The 25,155-nt window shown below is 64.5% G+C and carries 24 protein-coding genes and 1 riboswitch; of the genes, 12 read left to right on the top strand and 12 right to left on the bottom strand.

Going from position 1 to position 25,155, the window contains the following annotated elements; genetic code table 11:
- Window positions 1-60: 60 nt before the first annotated feature.
- The 8 genes from thiH to FE240_RS00760 form a co-directional block, all read right to left on the bottom strand.
- Window positions 61-1,206 (bottom strand): 2-iminoacetate synthase ThiH, encoded by a 1,146-nt coding sequence (gene thiH / locus FE240_RS00795; RefSeq protein WP_193002997.1) that lies wholly within the window; start codon window positions 1,204-1,206, stop codon window positions 61-63.
- Window positions 1,203-1,970, bottom strand: coding sequence for a thiazole synthase (locus tag FE240_RS00790; RefSeq protein WP_193002996.1), 768 nt, complete (start codon window positions 1,968-1,970; stop codon window positions 1,203-1,205). Before FE240_RS00790 ends, thiH begins: the two co-directional genes overlap by 4 nt.
- Before the next feature lies 1 nt (window position 1,971).
- Window positions 1,972-2,178 (bottom strand): sulfur carrier protein ThiS, encoded by a 207-nt coding sequence (gene thiS / locus FE240_RS00785; protein ID WP_193002995.1) that lies wholly within the window; start codon window positions 2,176-2,178, stop codon window positions 1,972-1,974.
- Complete coding sequence (locus FE240_RS00780; protein WP_193002994.1) at window positions 2,175-2,957, bottom strand: HesA/MoeB/ThiF family protein; 783 nt, start codon at window positions 2,955-2,957, stop codon at window positions 2,175-2,177. The genes thiS and FE240_RS00780 overlap by 4 nt, the downstream gene beginning before the upstream one ends.
- Entirely contained in the window at window positions 2,947-4,554 is a 1,608-nt protein-coding gene (gene thiE, locus FE240_RS00775; RefSeq protein ID WP_193002993.1) for a thiamine phosphate synthase, read from the bottom strand. The genes FE240_RS00780 and thiE overlap by 11 nt, the downstream gene beginning before the upstream one ends.
- The gene (gene thiC / locus FE240_RS00770; RefSeq protein ID WP_319016744.1) at window positions 4,551-6,542 is read right to left on the bottom strand and encodes a phosphomethylpyrimidine synthase ThiC; all 1,992 of its coding nucleotides are present in this window, start codon (window positions 6,540-6,542) and stop codon (window positions 4,551-4,553) included. The genes thiE and thiC overlap by 4 nt, the downstream gene beginning before the upstream one ends.
- A gap of 262 nt (window positions 6,543-6,804) precedes the next feature.
- Window positions 6,805-6,917: riboswitch (TPP riboswitch) on the bottom strand.
- Window positions 6,918-6,991: 74 nt separating this feature from the next.
- Window positions 6,992-7,492 (bottom strand): hypothetical protein, encoded by a 501-nt coding sequence (locus FE240_RS00765; protein ID WP_226798920.1) that lies wholly within the window; start codon window positions 7,490-7,492, stop codon window positions 6,992-6,994.
- Between the two features lie 71 nt (window positions 7,493-7,563).
- A complete protein-coding gene (locus FE240_RS00760) occupies window positions 7,564-7,986 on the bottom strand; it encodes a DUF5666 domain-containing protein (RefSeq protein ID WP_193002992.1) in 423 nt (140 codons plus the stop codon).
- A 79-nt stretch (window positions 7,987-8,065) separates the two neighbouring features.
- Between FE240_RS00760 and FE240_RS00755 the strand changes: the two genes are divergently transcribed.
- The 8 genes from FE240_RS00755 to FE240_RS00720 all read left to right on the top strand — a co-directional run bounded on the left by FE240_RS00755 (window position 8,066) and on the right by FE240_RS00720 (window position 17,024).
- On the top strand, window positions 8,066-8,734 hold the full coding sequence (locus FE240_RS00755) for a response regulator transcription factor (RefSeq protein WP_193002991.1): 669 nt from the start codon (window positions 8,066-8,068) through the stop codon (window positions 8,732-8,734).
- Entirely contained in the window at window positions 8,731-9,939 is a 1,209-nt protein-coding gene (locus tag FE240_RS00750; protein ID WP_193002990.1) for a sensor histidine kinase, read from the top strand. Before FE240_RS00755 ends, FE240_RS00750 begins: the two co-directional genes overlap by 4 nt.
- Before the next feature lie 61 nt (window positions 9,940-10,000).
- Window positions 10,001-11,254: an MgtC/SapB family protein gene (locus FE240_RS00745; protein WP_193002989.1), complete on the top strand. Its 1,254-nt coding sequence runs from the start codon at window positions 10,001-10,003 to the stop codon at window positions 11,252-11,254.
- A gap of 55 nt (window positions 11,255-11,309) precedes the next feature.
- Window positions 11,310-11,900, top strand: a complete 591-nt coding sequence (locus FE240_RS00740) for a sugar O-acetyltransferase (RefSeq protein WP_193004384.1) — start codon at window positions 11,310-11,312, stop codon at window positions 11,898-11,900.
- 428 nt (window positions 11,901-12,328) lie between these two features.
- Window positions 12,329-13,327 carry a BMP family lipoprotein gene (locus FE240_RS00735; protein WP_193002988.1) on the top strand — a complete coding sequence of 333 codons (999 nt, stop codon included), beginning with the start codon at window positions 12,329-12,331 and terminating at the stop codon, window positions 13,325-13,327.
- 71 nt (window positions 13,328-13,398) lie between these two features.
- A complete protein-coding gene (locus FE240_RS00730; RefSeq protein WP_193002987.1) occupies window positions 13,399-14,955 on the top strand; it encodes an ABC transporter ATP-binding protein in 1,557 nt (518 codons plus the stop codon).
- On the top strand, window positions 14,952-16,055 hold the full coding sequence (locus tag FE240_RS00725; RefSeq protein ID WP_042047105.1) for an ABC transporter permease: 1,104 nt from the start codon (window positions 14,952-14,954) through the stop codon (window positions 16,053-16,055). The genes FE240_RS00730 and FE240_RS00725 overlap by 4 nt, the downstream gene beginning before the upstream one ends.
- Window positions 16,056-16,058: 3 nt before the next feature.
- Window positions 16,059-17,024 (top strand): ABC transporter permease, encoded by a 966-nt coding sequence (locus FE240_RS00720; RefSeq protein ID WP_193002986.1) that lies wholly within the window; start codon window positions 16,059-16,061, stop codon window positions 17,022-17,024.
- Between the two features lie 47 nt (window positions 17,025-17,071).
- Here FE240_RS00720 and yihA read toward each other — a convergent pair whose 3' ends face one another.
- Window positions 17,072-17,716: a ribosome biogenesis GTP-binding protein YihA/YsxC gene (yihA, locus tag FE240_RS00715; RefSeq protein WP_042047102.1), complete on the bottom strand. Its 645-nt coding sequence runs from the start codon at window positions 17,714-17,716 to the stop codon at window positions 17,072-17,074.
- Window positions 17,717-17,856: 140 nt separating this feature from the next.
- Here yihA and FE240_RS00710 point away from each other — a divergent pair, with 140 nt between their 5' ends.
- Window positions 17,857-18,474 (top strand): c-type cytochrome, encoded by a 618-nt coding sequence (locus tag FE240_RS00710; RefSeq protein ID WP_193002985.1) that lies wholly within the window; start codon window positions 17,857-17,859, stop codon window positions 18,472-18,474.
- A 49-nt stretch (window positions 18,475-18,523) separates the two neighbouring features.
- Here FE240_RS00710 and FE240_RS00705 read toward each other — a convergent pair whose 3' ends face one another.
- Entirely contained in the window at window positions 18,524-19,663 is a 1,140-nt protein-coding gene (locus tag FE240_RS00705; protein ID WP_193002984.1) for a molybdopterin-binding protein, read from the bottom strand.
- Window positions 19,664-20,023: 360 nt separating this feature from the next.
- On the opposite strand from FE240_RS00705, the gene metA reads away from it, so the two are divergent.
- Window positions 20,024-20,968, top strand: coding sequence for a homoserine O-acetyltransferase MetA (gene metA / locus FE240_RS00700; protein ID WP_193002983.1), 945 nt, complete (start codon window positions 20,024-20,026; stop codon window positions 20,966-20,968).
- A 60-nt stretch (window positions 20,969-21,028) separates the two neighbouring features.
- Window positions 21,029-21,466, top strand: coding sequence for a D-aminoacyl-tRNA deacylase (dtd, locus tag FE240_RS00695; RefSeq protein ID WP_193002982.1), 438 nt, complete (start codon window positions 21,029-21,031; stop codon window positions 21,464-21,466).
- Here dtd and FE240_RS00690 read toward each other — a convergent pair.
- The gene (locus tag FE240_RS00690) at window positions 21,457-22,101 is read right to left on the bottom strand and encodes a spermidine synthase (RefSeq protein ID WP_193004382.1); all 645 of its coding nucleotides are present in this window, start codon (window positions 22,099-22,101) and stop codon (window positions 21,457-21,459) included. The two genes, dtd and FE240_RS00690, sit on opposite strands and share 10 nt — an antisense overlap.
- A 52-nt stretch (window positions 22,102-22,153) precedes the next feature.
- Between FE240_RS00690 and FE240_RS00685 the strand changes: the two genes are divergently transcribed.
- Window positions 22,154-23,056, top strand: coding sequence for a bifunctional GNAT family N-acetyltransferase/hotdog fold thioesterase (locus FE240_RS00685; protein ID WP_042047094.1), 903 nt, complete (start codon window positions 22,154-22,156; stop codon window positions 23,054-23,056).
- Window positions 23,057-23,104: 48 nt separating this feature from the next.
- Here the strand turns inward: FE240_RS00685 and FE240_RS00680 are convergent, their stop codons facing one another.
- Window positions 23,105-25,138 (bottom strand): AsmA-like C-terminal region-containing protein, encoded by a 2,034-nt coding sequence (locus FE240_RS00680; protein ID WP_193002981.1) that lies wholly within the window; start codon window positions 25,136-25,138, stop codon window positions 23,105-23,107.
- Window positions 25,139-25,155: the final 17 nt, after the last annotated feature.

Here is a 25,155-nt window from a genome sequence, read left to right as displayed (position 1 = left end):
GGCGGGGATCTGCCCCTCCGATCTGCTTGCCGCTATCTGTTGCCACAGGTGTAACCGTCGTTAGCGACCCAAAAACGCCTCCCAATCCTTGAACACCGGCTGCAACCCTGCCTGCCGCACGGCAGCCGCCACCTCGCCAACCCGGCGATCGTCGTGGATGGCGAACTGCTCCAGCTCCTCTTTATCCCCCTCGGCATAGCCCCCCGGCTGGGTGCGCGACTCAGCCGACATCTGGGTGATGCCAAGGCGCACCGCGCCGTTGCGAAAGGTGGCCGACTCGCGGGTCGAGAGCGACAAGTCCAGGGTGGGCGAGAAGAGGCGCCAGGCGCAGATCAGCTGGGCCAGCTGGCGATCCGACATGACCACTTCCGGCTCCAACCCACCGGTGCAGGGGCGCAGACGCGGGAAAGAGAGGGAATAGCGGCTCTGCCAGTGGTGGCGCTCAAGCCAGACGAGGTGCTCGGCAACGAAATAGCTGTCGGCACGCCAGTCCCTCGATAACCCGATCAGCGCCCCCAGCCCTATCTTGTCGATGCCGGCGCGGCCCAGCCTGTCCGGTGTGGCGAGGCGCCACTCGATATCCTGCTTGTTGCCGCGCAGGTGGTGGCGGGCATAGGTGGGGGCGTGGTAGGTCTCCTGATAGACCATGACGGCGTCGAGACCGAGGGTTTTCAGCTCGGCGTATTCAGCTTGCGAGAGGGGCTGCACCTCCATCGCCACCGTGCTGAAGTGGCGGCGGATGAGGGGCAACACCTGCCGAAAATAGGCGAGCCCCACCTTGGTCTCGTGCTCACCGGTCACCAGCAGCACGCTGTCAAAGCCGAGCGCCTTGATGGCCAGACACTCGCGCTCAATCTCCTCCAGACTCAGGGTCTTGCGCTTTAAGCGGTTGCTCATGGAAAAACCGCAGTAGGTGCAGTCGTTGGCGCAGAGGTTCGACAGATAGAGCGGCACATAAAAGCCCACCGTGTTGCCAAAACGCTGGCGGGTCAGGCGCTCGGCCTCAGCCGCCATCTGCGGCAGATACGCCTCGGCGGCAGGGGAGATCAGCGCCATAAAATCGCTCAGAGTGCGGCGCGGGGCACTCAGGGCACGCTCCACATCGGCGGCCGTCTTGGAGCGCACCTGCATGCCTACGTCGTCCCACTCAAGTTCGCGCCATCTATCGAGAAAACTATCCCCCTCGATGGGATCGAAGTGTCTCATAGCGCCCCCAGAAAATCGGTGAGCGGGCTGGAGGCCTGCGCCTGTATGCCGCGTGCGCCGAGGCCCGCCTCATAGGCGCTGCGCCCTGCCGCACAGGCCAGTGCAAAGGCGCGGCCCATGGCGACCGAGTCGCCGCTGACAGCAATGGCAGTGTTGACCAGCACCGCATCGGCGCCCAGCTCAAAGGCGGCGGCCGCGTGGCTCGGGGCGCCAATCCCTGCATCCACCACCACGGGCACCTTGGCCTGCTCGATGATGATGGAGAGAAACTCCCGGGTCACCAGCCCCTGATTCGAGCCAATCGGCGCGCCGAGCGGCATCACGGCGGCGCAGCCCACCTCTTCGAGCCGTTTGCACAGCACGGGGTCGGCGCCGCAGTAGGGCAGCACCACGAACCCCTCTTTGACCAACTGCTCGGCGGCCTTGAGCGTCTCGATGGGATCGGGCAGCAGGTATTTGGGATCGGGGTGGATCTCGAGTTTCAGCCAGTTCGTGCCCAGCGCCTCGCGAGCGAGGTGAGCGGCAAACACCGCCTCGGCGGCGCTCTTGGCACCGGAGGTGTTGGGCAGCAGCTTGACCCCGAGTTGCCGAAGGGGCGTGAGGATATCGTCGTGGGCCTTGCCCGGCTCGAGCCGCTTGATGGCCATGGTGACCAACTCGGAGCCGCTCGCCTCGATAGCGGCGGCCATCAGATCCGGGCGGGCAAACTTGCCGGTGCCGGTAAAGAGGCGCGAAGAAAAAGTGTGATCGGCAATGGTCAGCATGTCAGCCTCCGGCGATGGCGGTAAAAAGGTGGATCTCGTCCCCCTCGTTGAGCGGGGTCTCGGCCCAGCGGCCACGGGGCAGCACGGCGCCGTTGAGGGCCACCGCCACCCCTTGAGGATTGATGTCGTGGGTCACCAGCAGATCGGCCACGCTCTGGCCGGCCGCGATGGCCTGCTCCTTGTCATTGAGTCGAATGGTCAAGGTCATGCCTTGTTCTCCTTATTCCTGGTGCTGCCGCAGACCGGGCAGTCGGGGTCGGCGGGCAGGCGCAGGCTCTGCCACTGATGGGCCAGCGCATCGAAGCGACGCAAGGTGCCCGCCACCGGGCTCGGCAGACCGAGCAACACTTTCAGCGCCTCCAGCGCCTGCAACGAGCCCATCACCCCGACCAAGGGGCCGGTGACGCCGCTGCTCTCGCAGCTCTGGCTCACCTTGGTATCCAGCGGATAGAGGCAGGCGTAGCAGGCGTGCTCGCTGCGGGTGCGCGCCATCAACTGCCCCTGCCAGCCCACGGCGGCGGCCGAGATCCAGGGCTTGCCCTGCTCCACGCAGGCGGCGTTGATGGCCTGGCGGGTGGCGAGGTTGTCGCAGCAGTCGAGCACCAGATCCACCTCGGCCACAAAGCCGGGCAGGCTGGCGGCATCGAGCCGCTGGTTGATGGCAATCAGCTCCACCAGCGGGTTGTGGGCGGCCAACCGCTCGCGGGCCAGCTCCGCCTTGGAGTGGTTGATTGCCTCGGAGTCAAACAAGATCTGGCGCGGCAGGTTGCTCGAATCGACCGTATCTCCGTCGGCCAGCCACAAGGTGCCGACCCCGGCCCCGGCCAGATAGAGGGCGAGCGGCGAGCCAAGCCCGCCGAGACCCACGATCAGCACGGATTTATCCTTGAGCCGTACCTGCCCCGCTTCGCCCACTTCCGCCAGCATCAGTTGGCGGCCATATCTCAGATACTCTTCGTCATTAAGAGACGCAGCATCAGATAGCATGTTCCACCTCTCTGATGGCCGTGGCCGAGCGCGGCTCATCCCCCGCCCCCACGGCGGCAAGCAGCCGCTTCGTCGCCCCCTGCCAGTCGTTGCTGGCGGTGATGGCCGAGACCAGCGCTATGCTGCCAACTCCGCTTGCCTTAACCGCCGCCACCCGCTCCTCGCTGATGCCGCCGATGGCGACCGTCGGCCAGTCGCACATCAAGGCGCGGTAACGGTGCAGCCGCACCAGCCCCTGGGGGCGCGAAGGCATCACCTTGGTGTTGGTCGGGAAGATGTGGCCGAGCGCGATATAGGAGGGGGCCAGTTCGCGGGCCCGCATCAGCTCGAAGTAGCCGTGGGTGGAGATGCCAAGGCGCAGCCCGGCGGCCTGAATGGCGGCGAGATCGGCGGTCTCCATGTCCTCCTGCCCCAGATGCACGCCCCAGGCGCCCGCCGCGATGGCCTGCTGCCAGTAGTCGTTGATAAAGAGCCGCGCCCCATGGCGGCGACCGAGCGCCACAGCATCGCGAATGGCCGGTACCACCTCTGCGGCGGGCAGGTCTTTGATGCGCAGCTGTATGGTCTTAACCCCGGCTTCCAGCAGGCGTTTGAGCCACTTGACCGAATCGACCACGGGATAGAGGCCCAGATGCTGTTCGGTCGGGGCGAAAGGGCCCTCTGGCAAACGGGCGCGGCTTGTCTCATACAGGTCGAAGCGGCGATCGAGCGTTGAATCTGCCAGCACGGCGCGGGGGAAGTGGGCAAGATCGGCGGGCCAGCCGAGGTGGGCGATGGGGCCGGGGCCTGCTCCCACCCCCTGCGCCGCCGCCAAGCCTTGCTGCAAATAGGCGCGGGCGAGCGTGATGGCGTCCTCTACCGGATAGTCCTGCGCCACCACGGCGGCAATGGCGCTGGCGTAAGCGCAACCGGTGCCGTGACCATGGCGGGTATCGAGACGCGGCGCGGCGAGCCAGAACTCGCGGGTCTCGTCTTGGTAATAGTCGAGGCAGAACTCCCCGCTCCACTCCAGGTGGCCTCCCTTGACCAGCACGGCGCGAGCGCCAAGTTCACGCAGGCGCCGGGCGGCAAGGCGCACCAGCTCGGGACTGGAGGCGGGCAACCCGGTCAGGGCTTCCAGCTCGGGGCCGTTGGGGGTGATGAGAGAGAGGTGCGGCAGTAACTGCTCGCGCACCGCTTCCAGCATATTGGGCTCCGCCATCGGGGTGCCGGTGCTGGCGATGGCCACCGGGTCGTAGACCACGAAGGGGGCATTGATGGCCGCCAGGCGGCGGGCCAGCACCTCGACGTGCAGCCGGGTCGGCAGCAGGCCAATCTTGATGGCGGCCGGCGGCAGATCGACGCCGAGGGCGTCGATCTGGGCGGTGAAGGTCTGCATCAAGACCGGGTCGACCATCTTCACCGCCACCGAGTTCTGGGCCGTGATAGCGGAGATAACCGAACAGCCGTGCACACCCAGATCGTGCAAGGTGTGTAGGTCAGCCTGAATGCCGGCACCGCCACCGGAGTCGGAACCGGCGATGGTCCAGACAACTGGGCAAGAGTCCGTCACGGGCGGCAGGTCGGCGGGGCTGACAGCCCCGCTTGCGCTGCTCACGCCTCCTCCCCTGCGGCCTGCTTCAGGGTCGCCGCCTGATGGTAGATCTCGCCGCCGGTCTCCTTGAAGGTCTCGGCCATGCGGGCCATGCCGCTTTCGACTTCGGCCACCACCCGCTCCTGCTGGCCGTCCATGCCGACCATCTTGATCTCTACGGCTTCCAGCTTGGCGGCATAGTCGCGCACGTCCTGAGTGATCTTCATGGAGCAGAACTTAGGCCCGCACATGGAGCAAAAATGGGCCACCTTGCCGGACTCCTGGGGCAGGGTCTCGTCGTGGTAAGCGCGGGCGGTGTCGGGATCGAGGGCCAGATTGAACTGATCCTCCCAGCGGAACTCGAAGCGCGCCTTGGACATGGCGTTGTCGCGGATCTGGGCCCCCGGGTGGCCCTTGGCGAGATCGGCGGCGTGGGCGGCGATCTTGTAGGTAATCAGCCCCTGCTTCACGTCCTCTTTATTCGGCAGGCCCAGATGCTCCTTGGGGGTCACGTAGCAGAGCATGGCGCAGCCGTACCAACCGATGAGCGCGGCACCGATGCCGGAGGTGAAGTGATCGTACCCCGGCGCGATATCGGTGGTGAGCGGGCCGAGCGTATAGAAGGGCGCCTCGTGGCAGTGCTCGAGCTGCTCGGTCATGTTGCGCTCAATCATGTGCATGGGCACGTGGCCGGGGCCCTCGATCATCACCTGCACGTCGTATTCCCAAGCAATTTGGGTCAGCTCGCCCAGAGTGCGCAGCTCGGCGAACTGGGCCTCGTCGTTGGCGTCATAGACGGAGCCCGGACGCAGGCCGTCACCCAGCGACAGACTGACGTCGTAGGCGGCGCAGATCTCGCAGATTTCGCGAAAATGCTCGTAGAGGAAGTTCTCTTTATGGTGCGACAGGCACCACTTGGCCATGATGCTGCCACCGCGCGAAACGATGCCGGTGAGGCGCTTGGCGGTCATGGGCACGAAGCGCAGCAAGACGCCCGCGTGGATGGTGAAGTAGTCCACCCCCTGCTCGGCTTGTTCCAGCAGGGTGTCACGGAACAGCTCCCAAGTGAGGTCTTCGGCGATGCCGTTGGTTTTTTCGAGCGCCTGATAGATGGGCACGGTACCGATGGGCACCGGGCTGTTGCGCAAGATCCACTCGCGGGTCTCGTGGATGTAGCGGCCGGTGGAGAGATCCATCACGGTATCGGCGCCCCAGCGGGTCGACCACACCAGCTTCTCCACCTCCTCTTCGATGCTGGAGGTGACCGCCGAGTTGCCGATGTTGGCGTTGATCTTCACCAGGAAGTTGCGGCCGATAATCATGGGCTCCGCTTCCGGGTGGTTGATGTTACAGGGGATGATGGCGCGCCCGGCGGCCACTTCATCGCGCACAAACTCAGGAGTGATGTTCTCAGGCAATCTGGCGCCAAAGCCCTGACCCGGATGCTGGGTGCGCAAGAGCTCGGAGCGCACCCGCTCGCGGCCCATGTTCTCGCGAATGGCGATGAACTCCATCTCGGGGGTAACGATACCGGCTCGGGCATAGTGGAGCTGGGTCACCCGGCGGCCCGGCTTGGCGCGCAGTGGCTTGGGCAGATGCTCAAAGCGCAGGTGATCGAGCCCCTCGTCGGCGAGGCGCTCCTGGGTGAAGGTGGAGCTGAGCCCCTCCAGCGCCTCGGTATCACCGCGCTCCAGCACCCAGGCTTCCCGCAGGCGCGGCAAGCCGCGGCGTACGTCGATGGCGACCCCCTCCTCCCCATAACGGCCCGAGGTGTCGTAGACCGGCACCGGCTCGTTGGGTTCAAACTGGGGTGCTTCCTTGGTGCCACCGACGAAGGTGTCGGCCAGCAGGATCTCCCGCAGGGGCACCCGGATGTCGGGGCGGGAGCCTTCGATAAAGATGCGGCGGGAGTTGGGGTGGGCCATCCCTTTGAGGTTATCGATAAAGGTCTGAGCGCTGGAGCGCTGCTCGCGGCGGCTGGATTTATTGGTATCAGATACGGAAGTAGACATAGCAAAACTCACATTAACTGGTTGAAGTTATGGGTGTTTGCTTGTCTGGAGTTCGAGGAGAAGATGAACTTGCGGCGGGGTGTTCATGTCAGGAGGGAGTACGCGGGATGGATCTCCGCTCTGCTGCTTCCGGTTGTCCTGCCCTCGATGGGCAAGGCGATGGACAACCGGACGGGACAGACTCCCTCCTGTGCGCCCTGACCCATCAAGGGTGATCCCTTCGATGAGCGGAAGAAGCTTGTCCCTCTCCCAGCGCGGTAACCCGCAAGTTACCCTTGTTCCCTTCGCAGGTTTTAACCTGATCAGGTTCCACGGATCCCGAATGAACGGTCTCAGCTTTGCGTCGTTCGACGGTCAGCACTCCGACAAGATGGGGCCAGTATAAGTGGGGTTTTGCAAAGTACAACCCATTAACAAGACCGACCAGTCAGCACAGTCTCTATCGCATCCTAGCGCTCACCGTCGGGTTCCCCCTCCGGATCCGGGATCAGTACCTCGCTCAACCGCCCCTTCGCATCACGAGTCAGCACCAGTTCGATACCGGGGACAAGATCGGCTACGCCGCCATTAATCCAGCGCACCTCCTCGTGCAGCAAGACGGTGCCAAGGCGAGCCAGTTGCAGGGTGTTGCCCGTGCGCAGCCGCAGACGATCCTGACCACGCTGCCAGTCGGTAGGCGGCGGTTCGGCGGGGTCTGGCACGGTAATGCGGCTCGCCACTCCGGCCTCCTGCCACAGGGCCAAGCGGGTGCCAGGCCTTAACTCATGACCCAGCAGCTGGCGGCCCTGCCATACCGGGGCACTGCCGCGCTCGAGCGCCGCCCCCTTGAAGTGGAGCCAAAGACCGTCATCCGCCTCCAGCTCGACCAACCACAGCTCCTCACCACACGCCGTGCCGAGCAGCAGCAAGGCGAGCATCGCGCTCGCCCCCTTTCGTCTCCATCCAGCCATGCTCCGGGCCCTCCTCCGTCAGGGACCCCAATCATAGATCCCTGCGGGCAGGCTCGACCTCGGCGATTCTGTCAGTCATCGCGGCGGCAGGCGGAGAGCACCTTGCCATCGAAACGGCACTCCAGATCGGCCCAGCTCCCCTCAAAGGGTTTGAGGCTGTCATCGCTGGCGCCGTAGCCCCACAACCGCCCCGCTTGCACCGTACCGACGATATCCATGTCGTGATCGTGCTGGCGGTCGGCGCGGTCAATTTCGTGCACCAGATTGGTCTCCCCTTGAACCACCCCTTCCAGCTCGACCCAGGTACCACCGAGGGTGTCTTCGGTCAGACCGTCGTCGAAACGGGTGCGGTTGTCGAGGGTGAAGGGGATGCCGTTGATCATCAGGCGACCCAGTTGCCAGCTAGCAAGACCGGTCACCTTGAACTCGGGCGGCACGGCAGCGCTGGCCAGCATGGGGAGCAGCATAAGCAGGGGACAAATACGTTTGAGCATGGGATGATCCTCTCTGTCGGTTAACGATGGTGGCAGCATGGCAGCCATCGCGTGAAGAGGACGTGAAAGGAGGAACACGATGAAGATCCTGCTCGTGGAGGACAATCCGCAGGTCATGGAGACCATCCTCGACTATCTGGAGCTGGCCGGTCACACGGTTGACTGTGCCTATCAGGGTCAAGCGGCGCTGCAACGGCTGGCCGAGCAACGCTTCGACGCCATCATCATGGACGTGATGATGCCACGCCTCGACGGCCTGAGCGCGGTCAGCCGCCTGCGCGAGGAGGGGATCGCCACCCCGGTCATCTTTCTCACCGCCCGCGACAGTCTGGAGGACAAGTTGGCCGGCTTTCGCGCCGGTGGCGACGACTATCTGGTCAAACCGTTCGCCATGGAGGAGCTGGAAGTGCGCCTGCAAGCGCTGGCCCTGCGTGGCCCGCGCGGCGACGTGGGCCAGATTTCGGTGGGGGATCTCATCCTCGATCCCGCCTGTGGGCGGGCTGAGCGCGCCGGCATCGAGCTGCGCCTTGGCAAGATCCCGTTTCGGATCCTGACCCTGCTGGCACGCAGGGCCCCGGCCGTGGTCAGCCGCCAAGAGGTGCTCGATACCATCTGGGGTGACGAGGAGCCGGACTCCGACGCCCTGCGCAGCCACATCTATGCCCTGCGCAGCGCCCTCGACAAGCCATTCGACACCCCCATGCTGGAGACGGTGCACGGCCAGGGCTACCGGCTGGTGGCACCATGAGCCTGCCGAGCCTGCGCCGCCACCTGATCCTCGCCCTCGGCGGTGCTGGCCTGCTGTTTCTGCTGCTCACCACCGGGCTGATGATGGTGGCCGAGGACAAGATGGAGGAGCTGAGCCTGCGCCACTGGCTGGAGGCCGAGACCCTGCGTTACGACGACGACTGGCGGCGGCTGGGCGAGGCGGCGCCCGCCCCCAACCCGCGCCAGTTCTCCAGCTACTGGAGCGAGGCCGGCCGCATGCCCCCCTGGCTCACCTCGTACGCCAAACCCGGTTTTTACGAGCACGAACTCGGCGACGAGGACAAGCACTTCCTGGTGGCGCACCACCCCTCGGGCCAGGGACTGCTCTATCTGGTGTTCAACGACGATGCCGACGACTACCTCGACCCCTACGAAGAGACGCTGCACACGACCACCCGCCTGATCGGGGTCAGCATGCTGCTGGCCGCGCTCGGTTTTGGCTTCTGGCTGGTGCGCCACATCACCCGGCCGCTGGAGCGACTGCGCCAGCGGGTAGCCCACCTGACGCCGGAGCAGGCTGACTTCACCCCGGATGCCCCCTGGCAGGAGCTACGCGAAATAGAGTTGGCCCTGCTCTCGGGCAAGCGCGAAGTGGCGGCGGTCTTCGCCCGCGAGCGTGAATTCAGCCGCTTTGCCAGCCACGAGCTGCGCACCCCCAACATGGTGATCCAGGGCTCAGCCGCCCTGCTCGACAAGATTGCCGAGCTGCCGCCCCCGGCCCGGCGCGCGGTGGCGCGCATTCGCGCCGGCGCCGACGAGATGGCTCTGCTGACCGAGACCTTCCTGTTGCTGGGGCGCAGCGGGGAGATTGAGCGCCCCGCCCAGGAGGTGGCCCCCCTCATCCAGGCCGAGCTTTCCCGCCTGCAACCACTGCTAAGTCGCGAGGCCATCACGGTGCAGCTCACGCTCGATCAGAGCCAACTGCATGCCCCCCTCTCACTGCTCACCATCGCCATCGACAACCTGCTGAAAAATGCCCTGAGCTATGCCGAGGGGCGGATCGAGGTTCAGTTGGAAGAGGGGGTACTCACGGTTCGCAATCCAACCCAGGTGGCGCCAGATACCGTGCTCGGCTATGGCTGCGGCCTGACCATTATCGAGCGCATCTGCGAAAAACTCGGCTGGCATATCGAGACCCGGCTCGAAGCGGGCCTCTTCACCGCCCGCCTCGACGGACGATCGTGATCGGCCGCACTCACACCGGGCAGGCCCTGTGTCATCATCATGACATGGCAACGGAGGCCCCATGGACCTGACCGATTTATCGCTCTACGGCGCACTGGTATCACTGGCCATCGGCCTTATCATCGGCTTGGAGCGGGGCTGGCAAACCCGCCGGCTGGAGGACAACCAGCGCATCGCCGGCATGCGTACCTATGGCCTCATCGGCCTGTTTGGCGGGGTGTGCGGCCTGTTGCTGCCGAGCCTAGGGGCGACCCTGCCCCTGCTGGGGTTGGTGGCGATCCTGGCCGGGGTCGGGCTCTCGGTCTGGCTCTCCCAGCGCTCGCAGGGGGAGTTTGGCCTCACCAGCTCGGTGGCCATGGTGCTCACCTACCTGCTCGGCCTGACGGCGGTGCTGCTCGGCCCGAGCGAGGCCATCGCCTGCGCCGTGCTGGCGGCCCTGCTGATGGGGCTCAAGGGGGAGATCCACAAGGGGCTGCTGTTTTTGAGCGAGACCGAGTTCCACGCCACCTTGCGTTTTCTGCTCATCTCGCTGGTGCTGCTGCCGGTGCTGCCGAACCGCGAGATGGGGCCGCTGCTGGCCTTCAACCCCTTCAAGATCTGGCTGATGGTGGTGATGATCGCCGGCATCTCCTTTTGCGGTCACTTCGCGGTGCGGCTGGTTGGCACCCGCAAGGGGCTGGTGCTCACCAGCATACTGGCGGGGTTTGCCTCCTCCACTGCGCTCACGCTGCAATTTTCCCGCCTCAACCGTGAGCAGAGCGGCCTAGAGCGGCTGCTCGCCAACGGCATCTTGCTCGCCAGTGCCACCATGTGGCTACGAGTGTGGGCGCTGATCCTGGTGATCCACGTGCCGCTCGCCCAGCGCCTCACCGGGCCGCTGCTCACCCTGGCGGCCGTGGTCTATGGCTGCGCCTTCTGGTTCTGGTATCGCCGCGAAGAGGCGCCGGAGCCGATGCAGGCCAAGACCCGCAACCCGCTCGATCTGCTCACGGCCCTCAAGTTCGGCCTGCTGCTGGCGGTGATCGGCTTTCTCGCCACCTTGCTGCAACAGACGGTGGGGGATTCGGGGGTCTACCTGCTGGCGGCGGCCTCCGGGCTGGCCGATGTGGACGCCATCACCCTCTCCCTGTCCCATCTGGCGAGCCGCGGGCTGGATCTCGATGTGGCGGCGCGCGCCATCCTGCTGGCCGGTTTCATCAACTCGCTGGTCAAGGGGGTGCTGGCGCTGGTGATCGGCGGCAAGGGGCTCGGCTGGCGAGTGCTGCTCCCCTACCTGCTCTCGGCCCTGCTGACCCTGCCACTGCTGGGGGGGTGACGGCCACTTCGTTTCACCATAATGCCAAGCCATGACAGCGAAAAAGGAGACCATGATGGCAAGTGACTGGGATAACATTCTGGCGGGCGGTCTGCTCGACAACAACAGTGAAGAGGTCGCCAACGACCGGATCCGCGGTCAGGCACTACTGGCCCGCCTCAACGCCACCCCGGCCGGCGAGGAGCGCGAACGCAAGGCACTGTGCCGCGAACTGTTTGGCCACTGCCCCGATTCGTGCTGGATCAGCACCCCCTTTACCTGCGAGTTTGGCCGCAACATCCACCTCGGCGAGCAGTGCTTTTTCAACTTCAACGTCACCATCCTCGATGTCTGCGAGGTGCACATCGGCCACCATGTGCTGCTCGCCCCCAACGTGCAGATCTACACCGCCACCCACTCCATGGACTATCGCGATCGTCGCCGCTGGGAGGCCTTCGGCAAGCCGGTGCGCATCGGTGACGACTGCTGGATCGGCGGTGGCGCCATTCTCTGCCCCGGCGTCACCATAGGCCCGCGCAGCATCATCGGCGCCGGGGCCGTGGTGACCAAAGACATTCCAGCCGACAGCGTGGCGGTGGGCAACCCAGCCCGAGTGGTGCGCACCCTGCAACACGGCGAGCCACGCGACGAGCGCTCGCTCGGGTAGGGCGCCTCCTCTCTTTTGAGGCCACTCGGGGAAAGAGGCGCAGGCAACAACGGGCAGCATTGACCATCTCCATCGGGGATCCGGCACCACAGCCCCTCAGCCAACGCACGTCATGGATGCAAAGAGGTGGCGCTCATTTCCCCTGCTCGCCGTTAATTAATCAGGCGCCAGCCCGGATGCTCATCGCCAAGCCTATGATTCACATAGCAAACGCTATATCCCACCGGCTCACTCCAGCACAAACACCTGGCAAACCCGCTAAAAATCGGATGTTGCGCTGCCATGCGCTTATTTTTCAAACCGTTAGCGCAAACGTTTTTCTCCAGGTGTAGGCTTGACCCTACAAGCGCCTCACTTACAGTAATCTCGCAAGCCTGACAGGCCTGCCATGGCAGGCTACGGAAACCATAACAATCAAGGATACGATCGTGACAACCGCACTCAAACTGGCCACCGTGGCCACCCTCACTCTTGCCGCCCTGTCCGCTCAGGCCGCCTCTCAACCGGCGGTCATCTATGACACCGCCGGCAAGTTCGACAAGTCCTTTAACGAAGCCGTATTCCGCAACGGAGTTGAGGTCTACACCAAGGAGAAGGGCATCAAGGTCAAGGAGTTCGAACCCCAGAACGAAGCCCAGCGGGAACAAGGTCTGCGCCGCTTGGCCAGCCGTGGCAATGGCCCGATCGTGGCGGTGGGCTTTAACATGGGCTCGGCCGTCGAGAAGGCCGCCACCGAGTTCCCCAACACCCAGTTCACCATCATCGACATGGTGGTCGACAAGCCCAACGTCCAGTCCATCATCTTCAAGGAGCATGAAGGCTCCTTCTTGGTCGGGGCGCTGGCGGCCATGGCCTCCAAGAGCGGCAAGGTCGGTTTCGTCGGCGGCATGGATATCCCGCTGATCCGCAAGTTCGAGTGCGGTTACGAGCAAGGGGCCAAGTACGTCAATCCGAAGATCGAGGTGTTCCAGAACATGACCGGCTCCACCCCGGCGGCGTTTGCCGACCCGGCCAAGGGGGCGGAGCTGGCCAAATCCCAGTTCGCCAAGGGGGCCGACGTGGTCTATGCCGCCGCCGGCGGTACCGGCATCGGTGTCTACCAGGCGGCCAAGGATGAGGGCAAACTGGCCATCGGCGTCGACTCTAACCAAAACCACCTGCAACCGGGCACCATGCTGACCTCCATGGTCAAGTCGGTGGGTCTGGCCGCCTACCAGACCTGGGATGATGCCGCCAAGGGCACCTGGAAACCGGGCATCAAGAACCTGGGGCTGGCCGAAGGCGGGGTGGATTGGGCGCTCGACCAAAACAACGAGAAGCTGATCACCCCCGAGATGAAGGCCAAAGCCGACGCCATCAAGGCTGATATCATCTCCGGCAAGGTCAAGGTGCACGACTACATGGCCGACGGCACCTGTAAATACTGATCCCCCTTCCAAACCGGCCCTCTCGGGCCGGTTTTTTCCCTTTTCTCTTCATGACTGGCAAGGATTGCATCATGGACCAGACAGATCGCTATGCCATCGAATTGAGCGGTATCGATAAGCGGTTCGGCGACGTGCATGCCAACAAGCATATCGACCTGCAGGTTCGCCGTGGCTCAATCCACGGCATCGTCGGCGAAAACGGGGCCGGCAAATCGACCCTGATGAGCATCATCTATGGCTTCTACCACGCCGACAGCGGCGAGATGCGGGTGCTCGGCAAGCCGTTTCGCCCCCACGGCTCGCAGGACGCCATCAAGGCGGGCATCGGCATGGTGCACCAGCACTTCATGCTGGTGAGCAACTTCACCGTATTGGAAAACGTCATCCTCGGCGCCGAGGATGGCTGGCATCTGGGCAAGAGCCTGGCCGCCGCCGAGCAGCTGCTTGGCGAGCTGGCCCGTGACTACGGGCTCGAGGTGCCGCTGCACGCGAAAATTGAGGATCTGCCGGTGGGGCTGCAACAGCGGGTCGAGATCTTAAAGGCGCTCTATCGCGGCGCCCGCATCCTGATCCTCGACGAGCCGACCGGGGTGCTCACCCCGCAAGAGGCGGATCACCTGTTCGAGGTGCTGAAAAAGCTGCGCGACCAGGGCACCACCATCATTCTCATCACCCACAAGCTGCGCGAGATCCTGGCCATCACCGATCGGGTATCGATCATGCGCCGTGGCGAGATGGTGCATCATGTGGCCACCTGCGACACCAACAAGGAGCAGCTGGCCGAGCTGATGGTGGGGCGCAAGGTACGCCTCAAGGTCGACAAGCAGCCGGCAAAGCCGGGCCAGACGCTGCTCAGCGTTCAGGATCTCAGCTTCGTCGACGACAGCGGCGTGGAGCGGGTCAAGTCGGTCAGCTTCGAGGTACGCGCCGGCGAGGTGGTCGGCATCGCCGGGGTCTCCGGCAACGGCCAGTCCGAGCTGCTCAGCCTGCTCGGCGGCATCCTCACACCGAGCCAGGGCAGCTTTACCATCGGCAAGCAGCAGGTGAGCCCGAGCGCCCCCGCCAGCCCCCGCACCGTACGCGCTATGGGGCTCGGCCACGTGCCCGAGGATCGCCACAAGATGGGGCTCATCAACCGCTTCGAGGCGCAGGAGGCCTTCATCCTCGGCTACCACCATCTGCCCGGCTACAACCAGGGGCTGTTGCAGGACAAGAGGGCCATCCTCACCGACTGCCAGGCCAAGATGGAGAAGTGGGACGTGCGCCCCCCCATCCCCACCCTCAGAACCGCCAACTTCTCCGGCGGCAACCAGCAAAAACTGGTGATCGCCCGCGAGGTGGAGCAGGACCCCGACGTGCTGCTGGTCGGCCAGCCGACCCGCGGCGTCGACATCGGCGCCATCGAATACATCCACCAGCAGGTCATCGCCATGCGCGACAAAGGCAAGGCGGTGCTGCTGGTGTCGGTGGAGCTCGACGAGATCATGAGCCTGTCGGATCGCATCTTGGTCATCGCCGACGGCCGCCTCGTCGGTGAACTCGACGCCGAGCGCGCCGACGAGAAGACCCTCGGCCTGATGATGGCCAATATCGTTCCCGATGAGATTGCCGCGGAGGCCCACTCATGAGTCAAGCCCGTGTTCCGGCCTGGATCTCGGTCGGCCTGCTGCCGGCGCTGAACGTCACCCTGGCGTTCCTGATCTCGGCCATCCTATTCAGTTATCTCGACATCAACCCGCTTGAGGCGGTGGAGATCATGTGGAGCGGCGCCTTCGGCAGCGGCGAGGGAATCGGCTTTACCCTCTACTACGCCACCGGCTTCATCTTTACCGGGCTCGCCGTGGCCATCGCCTTTCACGCGGGGCTGTTTAACATCGGCGGCGAGGGGCAGGCCTACATCGGCGGCCTCGGCGTGGGCCTGGTCTGCCTGCTGCTCGGCGACGTGCTGCCGTTTGCCCTGCTACTGCCGCTGTCCATCATAGCCGGCGGCCTGTTTGGCGCGGCCTGGGCCTTCATCCCGGCTTGGTTGCAGGCCCGGCGCGGCAGCCACATCGTCATCACCACCATCATGTTCAACTTCATCGCCTCGGCCATCATGGCCTACCTGCTGGTGGAGGTGTTCAAACCGGCCGGCTCGATGGCCACCGAGAGTCGGGTCTTTGCCGAGGCGAGCTGGCTGCCCAAGCTGAGCGACATCGGCGCCCGGTTCGGGGTGGAGATGGCCACCAGCCCGCTCAACATCAGCTTCATCTGGGCGCTGATCTGCGCCGCCCTGGTGTGGCTGTTCATCTGGCACACCCGCTGGGGTTATGAGATCCGCGCCGTGGGGGCAAGCCAGAGTGCCTCTTCCTATGCCGGCATCCCCTACCCGCGCGTGGTGATCCTGGCCATGCTCATCTCCGGCATGCTGGCGGGCTTTTTCGCCCTCAACGTGCTGCAAGGCGAGCTGCACCAGATCAAGCTCAACTTCGTGGAAGGGTTCGGCTTCACCGGCATCGCAGTGGCGCTGATGGGGCGCAACCACCCAGTCGGGGTGATCCTGGCGAGCCTGCTGTTTGGCTTCCTCTATCAGGGGGGCGCCGAGCTCAGCTTCGAGTTCGGGGTGGATCGCAACATAGTGGTGGTGCTGCAAGGGCTGGTGATCCTGTTCTGCGGCGCGCTGGAACACATGCTGCAACCGCGGGTCGAGCAGCTCTACCTCGCCCTGGCGAACAAGAAGGGGGCCTAAGCCATGTTCGAAACGCTGATCCTGATGCTGGACGCCACCGTCCGCACCGCTCCACCGCTGATCCTGGCGGCCATGGCCGGCATGTTCTGCGAGCGCTCCGGGGTGGTCAACATCGCCCTCGAGGGCAAGCTGCTGGCCGCGGCGTTTGCCGGCGCGGCCGCCGCCGCCATCACCGGCTCGGCCTGGATGGGGCTGCTGGCCGGGGTGGGCATCGCCATCCTGCTCGCCCTGCTGCACGGCTTTGCCACCATCACCCATCGCGGCGATCAGGTGGTGAGCGGCATGGCCATCAACATACTGGCGGCCGGTCTCACCGTCACTCTGGGCCGCTTCTGGTTCGATCAGGGGGGGCAGACCCCGGCGCTCTCCGGCGCTGCCCGCTTCGCCCCCATCGATCTGCCCTACGCCAAGGCGCTGGCCGATGTACCCGTCATCGGCCAGCTCTACAGCGAGCTGCTAAGCGGCCACTCCCTGCTGGAATACGTCGCCTTCGCCGCCGTACCGCTCGCCTGGTGGGTGCTGTTTCGCACCCGCTTTGGCCTGCGCCTGCGCGCCGTGGGGGAGGCACCGGCCGCCGTCGACACCGCCGGCATCTCGGTGGTGCGGATGCGCTACACCGCGCTCATCATCGGCGGTTTACTGGCAGGGCTGGGCGGGGTCTACCTCTCGGTGGCCCAGACCGCCCAGTTCATCCCCAACATGAGCGCGGGCAAAGGCTTCATGGCGCTGGCGGCCCTGGTGTTTGGCAAATGGCGGCCATGGAGCGCCATGGCCGCCTGCCTGCTGTTTGGCTTTCTCGATGCCGTCGCCATCCGCCTGCAAGGGGTCAGCATCGGCGACTTTCCGATCCCGGTGCAGGCCATCGAGGCACTGCCCTACGTGCTGACCGTGTTCCTGCTGGCCGGCTTCATCGGCAAGGCGGTGGCCCCCAAGGCGCTCGGCACCCCCTACGTCAAGGAGCGGGAATAAACAACAAGGGGGCCCATGGCCCCCTTGCTTCATCCCAGTGACGAACCTTACTCGGCCGCCAACTCGACCTGCTCGTCATCAGGTTGCTCATCGAGATACCAGCCGGTCAGCACCTCGGCCAGGGTATCGACCCCTAAGTTGTTAAGAGACGAGAAGGCCTCGACCCGGATGTGATCGCCAAGCGGCGCCACGTCCTTGCGCACCTTGAGCAGTTGGGTCTTGCGCGGGCCGGGGTTGAGCTTGTCGGCCTTGGTCAGCAGCAGCAGCACCGGCAGTTTGCGGTGGGCGCTCCACTCCAGCATGTTCTGGTCGGTCTCCTTGAGCGGGTGGCGGATGTCCATCAGGATCACCAGCCCCTTGAGGGACTCGCGGCGCTGCAGGTATTCGGCCAGGTTCTTCTGCCACTTGATCTTCATCTCGAGCGGCACCTGGGCATATCCATAACCCGGCAGGTCCACTAACCGCTTGCCCGGTTCCAGCTCAAACAGGTTGATGAGCTGGGTACGGCCCGGCGTCTTACTGGTACGGGCCAGGTTTTTTTGCTGGGTCAGCGTGTTGAGGGCCGAGGATTTACCCGCATTGGAACGACCCGCAAAGGCGATCTCGACACCACCATCGTTAGGCAGATGGCGAATGTCCGGCGCACTGGTCACGAAGTGGACCTTGCGAAAATTCAAAACTTGTTTATCCAAGGTAAATTCCCCATTGAAAGAGCGGGTTATGGCGTTACTTTTTTGTAAAACAGTGTAAAATGACGTCGCTTAATCGCGTAGTTTAACATGCCTTCCGCGGCATGGGATCTGGAAGCCTTATAACGAGAAGTTGGAGCGCCATGAAGAACCTCGCCATCACGCTTGCTTTGCTGGCAAGTGCGACAGGCATGGCACAGGCTGCTGGCGATGCCGCCGCAGGCCAGGCCAAGTCTGCGACCTGCGTTGCCTGCCACGGGGCTGACGGAAACAGCCCTGCCGACATCTATCCCAAAATTGCCGACCAACACCCCGCTTACCTCAAGAAACAGCTGCTTGAACTAAAAGCCGCCGCCTCTGGAAAAACCGGGCGTGTTGCACCGGTCATGGGCCCCATGGCACTGCCGCTTTCTGAGCAAGACATGGACGATCTGTCCGCCTACTTCTCCGAGCAGCAGCGCACTCCCGTGGCCGTTCCCGATGACGTGGTGGAGAAAGGCCGCGCCCTCTACATGGGAGGGGATACCTCCCGCTCACTGGCGGCCTGCATCGCCTGCCACGGCCCCCGCGGTGAAGGGCTGGCACAGGCCAAATACCCCAACCTGACTGGCCAGCACCCAGCCTATATCAAGGCCCAACTGGAAGCCTTCCGCTCCGGCACCCGCGACAACGATCCGAACGGCATGATGCGCGACGTTGCCAGGAAGCTGACCGACGAAGACATCCAGGTGCTCTCACAATACGTGGTCGGCCTGCACTGATCGCATCCGATAAATAAGTGCGGGAGGCCAAGGCCTCCCGCTGCTGTTTTCAAGACGCCCGCAGCAAGGTACACGTCAGGGTCTGATACTCGCCAAAAGGAGAGTGTCCGGCCAGATGACGGCGCAGCATGTCGAGGGCGCAGAAGGCCAGGATGCGCTCGCGGCTCGGCCGATCGGGATGGCGCACCTGCACCAACTGCTCGAAGCGCTGCTCGCCATCTTGCAAGACCAGCGCCACCCCTTGCTCGCTCTCTTCGCCCACCAGCAGCGCCCACCGCCCCGGTTGGGGCGCCAGCGCCGCCAGATCGACCTCCAACGTCGCCTCGAAGCGGGCATGCAGGTGTGGATAGTCACGGCACATACGCTGCAAGGCGCCACCACTGGCACACTCCAACAGGTAAAGTGGCTCCCCTTTGAGGCCGCGCAGTATGTGCGCCCAAGGGGGCTCACTCCCCTCACCCACCAGCCAGGGGGTGATATGGGCAAGCAACTGCGCCTCGGCGAGCCCCATTACGCCGTCATCCACCTCGTGACCAATTAGCTTGAGCTCGATGAGCGGCATGCTGGAGCGATAACCGAGCACCACCCCTTGTGGCCACTCGAGCCGATCCAGCGCATCACTCAGGGTCGATTCGGGCACACCGAAGGTGTAGAAGCGGCGTAGCCGGGTATCCTGCCCCGCCGCCAGCTCCGGCAAGATCTGCTGCTGCACCATTTGCTTGAACTCAAACGGCACGCCCGGCGTGAAGTAGAGGCGGCAAGCACCGGCATCGACGCGAAAGCCGCAGGCGGTGCCAACCGGATTGTCGATAAGCCAGCTGCCGCGCGGCAGCCAGGCCTGCTTGGCATTGCTCTCGGCCATGACGCGGCCACGGCTGGCATAGCGGGCGCGGATGACCTCGAGCCACGCCTCACGCAGCTCAAGCGGGGCCGAAAAGGCCCGCGCTGCCGCCTCGGCGGTGAGATCGTCCGAGGTGGGGCCCAATCCACCGCACACCAGCACCACATCGCTGCGGGCCGCCGCTTCGGCCAGCACCTGGGTGATCGCCTCCAGATCATCGCCCACCGTATGACGGCGGCGCACCTGCCACCCTTGTTCAAGCAGCAGGGCCGACAACCAGGCCGCATTGGTGTCGACCACCAGGCCGGTGACGATCTCATCGCCCGTACTCACCAGTTCGATATGCATGAAAGACCTCAGCGTGGAAGATGTTCGACGTCACCCTGCCGGGTGGGTAATGAGAGGCTCGCAGATGGCCGACCACTACCCGCCCCTTTCTTGCTACTCCCCAGCATCACGCCGAGCCAGCGCCATGGATGGGTCGCTTCTGATGAGAAAACGGGGTGGGTCTTAGCCCAGAGCAAACAGGATGAGATGGTCAATCTGCTGGCGCTGAGCGAGCGCCACAACCAGCCATCCCCAGTCAGATTGGCCGTTATGCTAGACAAAGGGCAGGGCGAACTCAAAGGGATTGATGACACTCGCCTCAGTTTATTATAGATTTCTGGATGTCCAGACATATTTACCGATGCAGTACAGGGAGTAAGCATGCCCATCAAGATTCCGGATCAATTGCCCGCCGCCGCCGTGCTGGGGGAAGAGAACATCTTCGTCATGAGCGAGTCACGCGCCGTGACTCAGAACATCCGTCCGTTGCGGGTGCTCATCCTCAACCTGATGCCGAAGAAGATCGAAACCGAGATCCAGCTGCTGCGCATGCTCTCCAACACCCCGTTGCAGGTCGACGTGGATCTGCTGCGCATCGATGATCGGGATTCACGCAACACACCGCGCGCCCACCTCGAGAACTTCTACAACGACTTCGAGCAGGTGCGCAGCAATAACTATGACGGCATGATCATCACCGGGGCCCCGCTCGGTTTGGTGGAGTTCGAGGACGTGGTCTACTGGCAACGCATCGGCGAGATCATCCGCTGGTCCCACGAGCATGTCACCTCCACCCTGTTCCTCTGTTGGGCTGTGCAGGCCGCCCTCAAGGTGCTCTACGGCATGGATAAGCAGACCCACGGCGAGAAGCTCTCCGGCGTCTACCGCCATCAGCGCCTGGTGGATCACGAGCCGCTGCTGCGCGGCTTCGATGACGAGTTCGTCGCCCCCCACTCCCGTTATGCGGCCTTCGATGGGGATCTCATCCGCGCCCATACCGATTTGCAGATCTTCGCCGAATCCGAAGAGGCGGGGGTCTATCTGGCCGCCACCCGCGATGGTCGCCAAGTGTTTGTCACCGGCCACCCCGAATACGATGCACTGACGCTGGATCAGGAGTATCGCCGCGATCTCGACGCTGGTCTCGCGCCCAGCGTGCCAGTGAACTACTACCCGGACGACAACCCGGCCAACCCCCCGCGCGCCACCTGGCGCAGCCATGGTCACCTGCTGTTTAGCAACTGGCTCAACTACTACGTCTACCAGCTCACCAGCTATCGGCTCGAGGATATCGGCAAAGTCTTCACCTACGACCACAAGAACTGACCGGCGAGCGCCGGGCTGTTATGCTCGGCCCTCTCTTTTCAGGCCAGCAGGAGCCGATTCGTGATTGCATTGATTCAACGGGTGAGCGAGGCGAATGTCGTCGTCGAGGGGGAGGTCGTGGGGGCCATCAAGGGTGGCCTGCTGGTGCTGCTCGGGGTCGAGCAGGGCGACACCGAGACCCATGCCGACAAGCTGCTGCACAAGGTGCGCGGCTACCGCATCTTCAGTGACGAAGCGGGCAAGATGAACCTCAACGTGGAGCAGACGGGCGGCAGCTTGCTGGTGGTATCCCAGTTCACCCTGGCCGCCGACACTAAGAAGGGGATGCGCCCGAGCTTCTCAGGCGGAGCCCACCCGAGCGAGGCCGAGCGCCTCTACGACTACTTCGTCGAGCAAGCCCGCGCCGGTGGCCTGAACACCGAGACCGGCCGCTTCGCCGCCGACATGAAGGTCTCACTGGTCAACGACGGCCCGGTCACCTTCTGGCTTCAGGTGTAGTCGAGCATCAAGATCTGGTTGCAGTAACCGGGTACCGGCCACAGCCGCCCCGGTGCCAGCCACTGGCGGCACAGCTCGCGCACCCGCTCCAGCTCGAGGTGGGTTCGCGGCAACAGATTGATGATGAGCCGCCCCTCAAGGCGCGCCGCCAGCGCCTGATAGAGGGCGGGCTGGAACAGCAGTGGCGGATTGCCATCCTGGCTGAAGAGATCGAGCAGCACCAGATCGAAGCGCCCCTCCCCCTGCTGTAAAAACGCCAGCGCATCCCCATGGTGCAGTTGGGGCCGCTCCTCCCCCTGAAAGAAGTCGCGATAGAGCGCAATCACCTCACCGTCGAGATCGACACACTGCTGGGTGGCGCCTGGCCAGCGGGCCGCCAAGTGGCGGGTCATGTCGCCGCCCCCCAACCCCAGCTCGAGAATGCGCTGCGCGCGCTCCGGAAGGGCACGGCACAACATCTGTTGGTGCGGCAGACACAAGCGTGCCGGCTCACTCAGGCACTGCACCGACTGCACCACATCATCGATCTCGAGCCAGCGGTGGGTGGCATTTTGCTGCACACTCAGGCGGCGGCCACCATGTTGGGAGAGGTGCAGCAAGGTGTCGGCGTGGCGTCCTTCCAGATTGAAGTTCATGAGGTGGATGGGGCAAGATGGGGTGACACCAGTGTAACCCAAGGAATGACCCATGTACCGGGTGGTCACCCCAGAAACCGAGTCAGAACTCAACGCCTACTACCAGCTACGCTGGGAGCTGCTGCGCAAACCCTTCAACCTGCCCCTAGGCTCGGAACGCGACGAGTACGATTCGGTCGCACTGCACCGCATGATGCTCGACCCGGACGGGCGCCCCATCGCCGTCGGCCGGCTCTTTGTCGGGGGTGACGAGGCGCAGATCCGCTTCATGGGGCTGCTGCCCGAGTACCGCGGTCAGGGGCTCGGCGCCCGCATGGTCGAGGATCTCGAGGCGCTGGCCCGCAGCGAGAAGGTCAAACGGCTGGTGATGAACGCCCGTCAGGAGGCGGTGGAGTTCTACCGCAAGTGCGGCTTTCTCGAGGTGGGGGAAGGGCCGGTCTCGTTCGGCCGCATCCCGCACCGTCAGATGATCAAGTCGCTCGCCCCGCTGCAAACCATCCAGTACCGCCCCGAGTGGTGCCAGGATCTGGCCACCCGCTGGTCACGCGGCATTCCCATCAGCGAGAAGATGGGGATGCAGATCACCCACTACGACGGCCACTCCTTCCACCTTGGCGCTAACTTGGCCGCCAACCTCAACGTGCACGACACCATGTTCGCCGGCAGCATCTACAGCCAGTGCGTGCTGGCCGGCTGGGGCCTTATCTGGCTGCAACTCAAGGAGTTAGGGCTGCTCGGCGACACGGTACTGGCCGAGGGCAGCATTCGCTACTACCGGCCGGTTAAGGCCTCGCCGGAGGCGCGGGTCGCCCGCGAAGGGATGCCAGCCGCCCTGCTGCCCCTGCGCAACAACGAGTCGGCCCGCTTCCAGCTGTCGGTGCAGCTCTACAGCGGCGGCAAGCTGGCCGCCGAGTTCACCGGCAAGTACGTGGTGCAGCCCCCGAAGAAACGCTAAGGCCGCATCCTGCTCATGAAAGAGGCGCCCTTGGGCGCTTCTTTGCATTCACGGAGCCGGCGTCTGCCGCAGCCGGCTGGTACGCCCCTGAGCCGGATAGCCCACGTCCAGCACCTGCCAGTCGCACTCGCTCCCCTCGCTCGGGAAGCGCCAATCCAGGGAGGGCGCGCTCAGCGGCCCGCGCCACAACCCGGTCAGCTCGCTGCACCCCTTGCTGTCGAGCACGCCGAGATCGAGCGCCCACTCCTCCTTGACTAGGTTCACCCCGCCACGGGCGGCAATGAGGTGGGTGATGGTGCTGGCCGCGGCCCCCTCCAGCGTCAGCATCCCCTCTTTCGCCTCTCCCTTGAGGGCAAGGCGGTAGAAGGGGGTGTCTCCCCCCTGCATCGCCTGCCACAGATCGCCGGCATCGAGGCTCGGCGGCCGCGCCGCGGCAAACCACGCGTCGAGCAGCGGATCTATCTTGATCCCGTCCCAGAACGGCTCTGTCAACGTCAGGGCAAACGGGCCGGTGAGGGTCTCGCGCCAGCGGCTGCTGTCCGGTGTGCCGAGGGTGGCGGTCAGATCCCCCTTGCCGACCAGCGAGACCGGGGCGTGCAGGATCTTGCCCCACTGGGCCAGATCGAGCCCGCTCGCCGCCAGGGTGATGGCCCCAGCCTGCCCGGCCACGACGCCCCAACTGCCGGAGAGCGTGAGCTGCCCATCATCGGGCAGCCGGCTCTCTAGGTTGCGTAGCTGCCACTGCTCGGGGGAAAGCTCGAGCAGCAGCTCCCCCTTGCGGCTGGAGAGGCCATCCCACACCAGCTCCTCCCAGTGGCTCTCGAGGCGAGCGCGGCCGATGAGGGGCGCTACCTCGCGCCCCTTGAGGCTGACGTCGTTGAGATAGAGCTGCCAGTTCATCAGCGAAAGCGGAATGGCGTCATCAAATGAGAGCACCCGCATCTTGTCGAGTGCCACCCGGCGTACGTCGAGGCGAGCCGGCTGCCACCCCTGCCAGCTCTGCCACCACCCCTCGGGCAGGGAGAGCTCCATGCCGCTCAGGGAGAGATCCTTGACCGTCCACTCGCTGCGGGCGGGGGCCAAGCTCAGCTCCAGATTGAAGTGGCCGTCATAGGCGCTGCCCTTGAGCTCGGCATCGATGCGATCCGGGTACATGGCCAGATCCGTGTCGATCCCCTCGAGCTGAAACAGGCCGCGACCGATCTCACCGAGGCGGCCATGCACAAAACCGGTCGGGGCCTGCCCCTGATGCCACGCTATCCCCCCTAGGCTGACATTGATGTCGTTGAAGGCCAGCTCTTGGCTCAGGGCGTTGAGGCTCACTTGGGCTAGCTCACCATGGCTGAGGGTGACCTGTCGCAGGGGGAATTCAAGGCGCTGGATGTCGCCCAGCTCGATGTTCATGCCGGTGCCCTTGAAGCGGTCGAGCTGCAAGCTGCGCTCGCCCCAATCGAGCACCATGTCGGTCTCGACCTGGCCATCGAACGCGTTGGCCACCAGCCGCTCGACCGACAGCTTCTGCCCCTCCAATCGCCCATTGAGGCTGAGGCGCGACAGGGTCAACCAGGGGGTCTCGAGGGCATTGATGTTGAGGGTCAGGTTGGCTTGGGGCGGGCGCACTGGGTCGATCAACTGCCAGTCACGGATGCCGGCCGACAGGCCCATCACCTTGCCGAGCGGGCCGGTCAGTGAGAGGCGATCGATGCGCCCGTCCGCCACGCTGAGGCGCTGGATCGGCAGGCTCGGCAACCCCTGTGGCAGCGGCAGGGTGACCCGGGGGCGAATGAGGTCGAGGTGGGCCAGCCGCACGTCGCGCTCCAGCCAATCGACCGATTCCACCTCTACATAGAGCTTCTCGAGGGTCAGCGACTCCCCCACCTGCACCTGCTCGGCGAGCAGGGTGTAGGGGTGCAGCGGGTTGAACATCAGCTTGCCGATGGAGACAGGCACCCCGCTCTGGGCCGACAGCCAGCGGGCCAGCGGCTCCTTGGCGCGATCGGCATCGAACAGTCCGAGGGCGACCCAGACCAGTAGCAGCAGGAAGGCAAGAGTGTATAAGAGGGCGCGTAGCCAGGAATTCATCGATGCCTTCCTCCTCG

The organism is Aeromonas simiae, from assembly GCF_014892695.1.
GTDB lineage: Bacteria > Pseudomonadota > Gammaproteobacteria > Enterobacterales > Aeromonadaceae > Aeromonas > Aeromonas simiae.
The sequence above is the reverse complement of the archived record's forward strand: the minus strand, read 5'-3'. Positions and strand labels throughout refer to the sequence as shown.

Coding starts and splice junctions, on each gene's coding strand:
- FE240_RS00765 (WP_226798920.1), bottom strand. CDS start 7,492: ATGGCTGGATGGAGACGAAAGGGGGCGAGCGCGATGCTCGCCTTGCTG.
- FE240_RS00680 (WP_193002981.1), bottom strand. CDS start 25,138: ATGAATTCCTGGCTACGCGCCCTCTTATACACTCTTGCCTTCCTGCTG.
- FE240_RS00690 (WP_193004382.1), bottom strand. CDS start 22,101: ATGAACTTCAATCTGGAAGGACGCCACGCCGACACCTTGCTGCACCTC.
- FE240_RS00750 (WP_193002990.1), top strand. CDS start 8,731: ATGAGCCTGCCGAGCCTGCGCCGCCACCTGATCCTCGCCCTCGGCGGT.
- FE240_RS00755 (WP_193002991.1), top strand. CDS start 8,066: ATGAAGATCCTGCTCGTGGAGGACAATCCGCAGGTCATGGAGACCATC.
- FE240_RS00740 (WP_193004384.1), top strand. CDS start 11,310: ATGGCAAGTGACTGGGATAACATTCTGGCGGGCGGTCTGCTCGACAAC.
- thiH (WP_193002997.1), bottom strand. CDS start 1,206: ATGAGACACTTCGATCCCATCGAGGGGGATAGTTTTCTCGATAGATGG.
- FE240_RS00780 (WP_193002994.1), bottom strand. CDS start 2,957: ATGCTATCTGATGCTGCGTCTCTTAATGACGAAGAGTATCTGAGATAT.
- FE240_RS00760 (WP_193002992.1), bottom strand. CDS start 7,986: ATGCTCAAACGTATTTGTCCCCTGCTTATGCTGCTCCCCATGCTGGCC.
- metA (WP_193002983.1), top strand. CDS start 20,024: ATGCCCATCAAGATTCCGGATCAATTGCCCGCCGCCGCCGTGCTGGGG.
- FE240_RS00720 (WP_193002986.1), top strand. CDS start 16,059: ATGTTCGAAACGCTGATCCTGATGCTGGACGCCACCGTCCGCACCGCT.
- FE240_RS00790 (WP_193002996.1), bottom strand. CDS start 1,970: ATGCTGACCATTGCCGATCACACTTTTTCTTCGCGCCTCTTTACCGGC.
- FE240_RS00725 (WP_042047105.1), top strand. CDS start 14,952: ATGAGTCAAGCCCGTGTTCCGGCCTGGATCTCGGTCGGCCTGCTGCCG.
- thiS (WP_193002995.1), bottom strand. CDS start 2,178: ATGACCTTGACCATTCGACTCAATGACAAGGAGCAGGCCATCGCGGCC.
- FE240_RS00705 (WP_193002984.1), bottom strand. CDS start 19,663: ATGCATATCGAACTGGTGAGTACGGGCGATGAGATCGTCACCGGCCTG.
- FE240_RS00710 (WP_193002985.1), top strand. CDS start 17,857: ATGAAGAACCTCGCCATCACGCTTGCTTTGCTGGCAAGTGCGACAGGC.
- FE240_RS00730 (WP_193002987.1), top strand. CDS start 13,399: ATGGACCAGACAGATCGCTATGCCATCGAATTGAGCGGTATCGATAAG.
- FE240_RS00745 (WP_193002989.1), top strand. CDS start 10,001: ATGGACCTGACCGATTTATCGCTCTACGGCGCACTGGTATCACTGGCC.
- thiC (WP_319016744.1), bottom strand. CDS start 6,542: ATGTCTACTTCCGTATCTGATACCAATAAATCCAGCCGCCGCGAGCAG.
- FE240_RS00685 (WP_042047094.1), top strand. CDS start 22,154: ATGTACCGGGTGGTCACCCCAGAAACCGAGTCAGAACTCAACGCCTAC.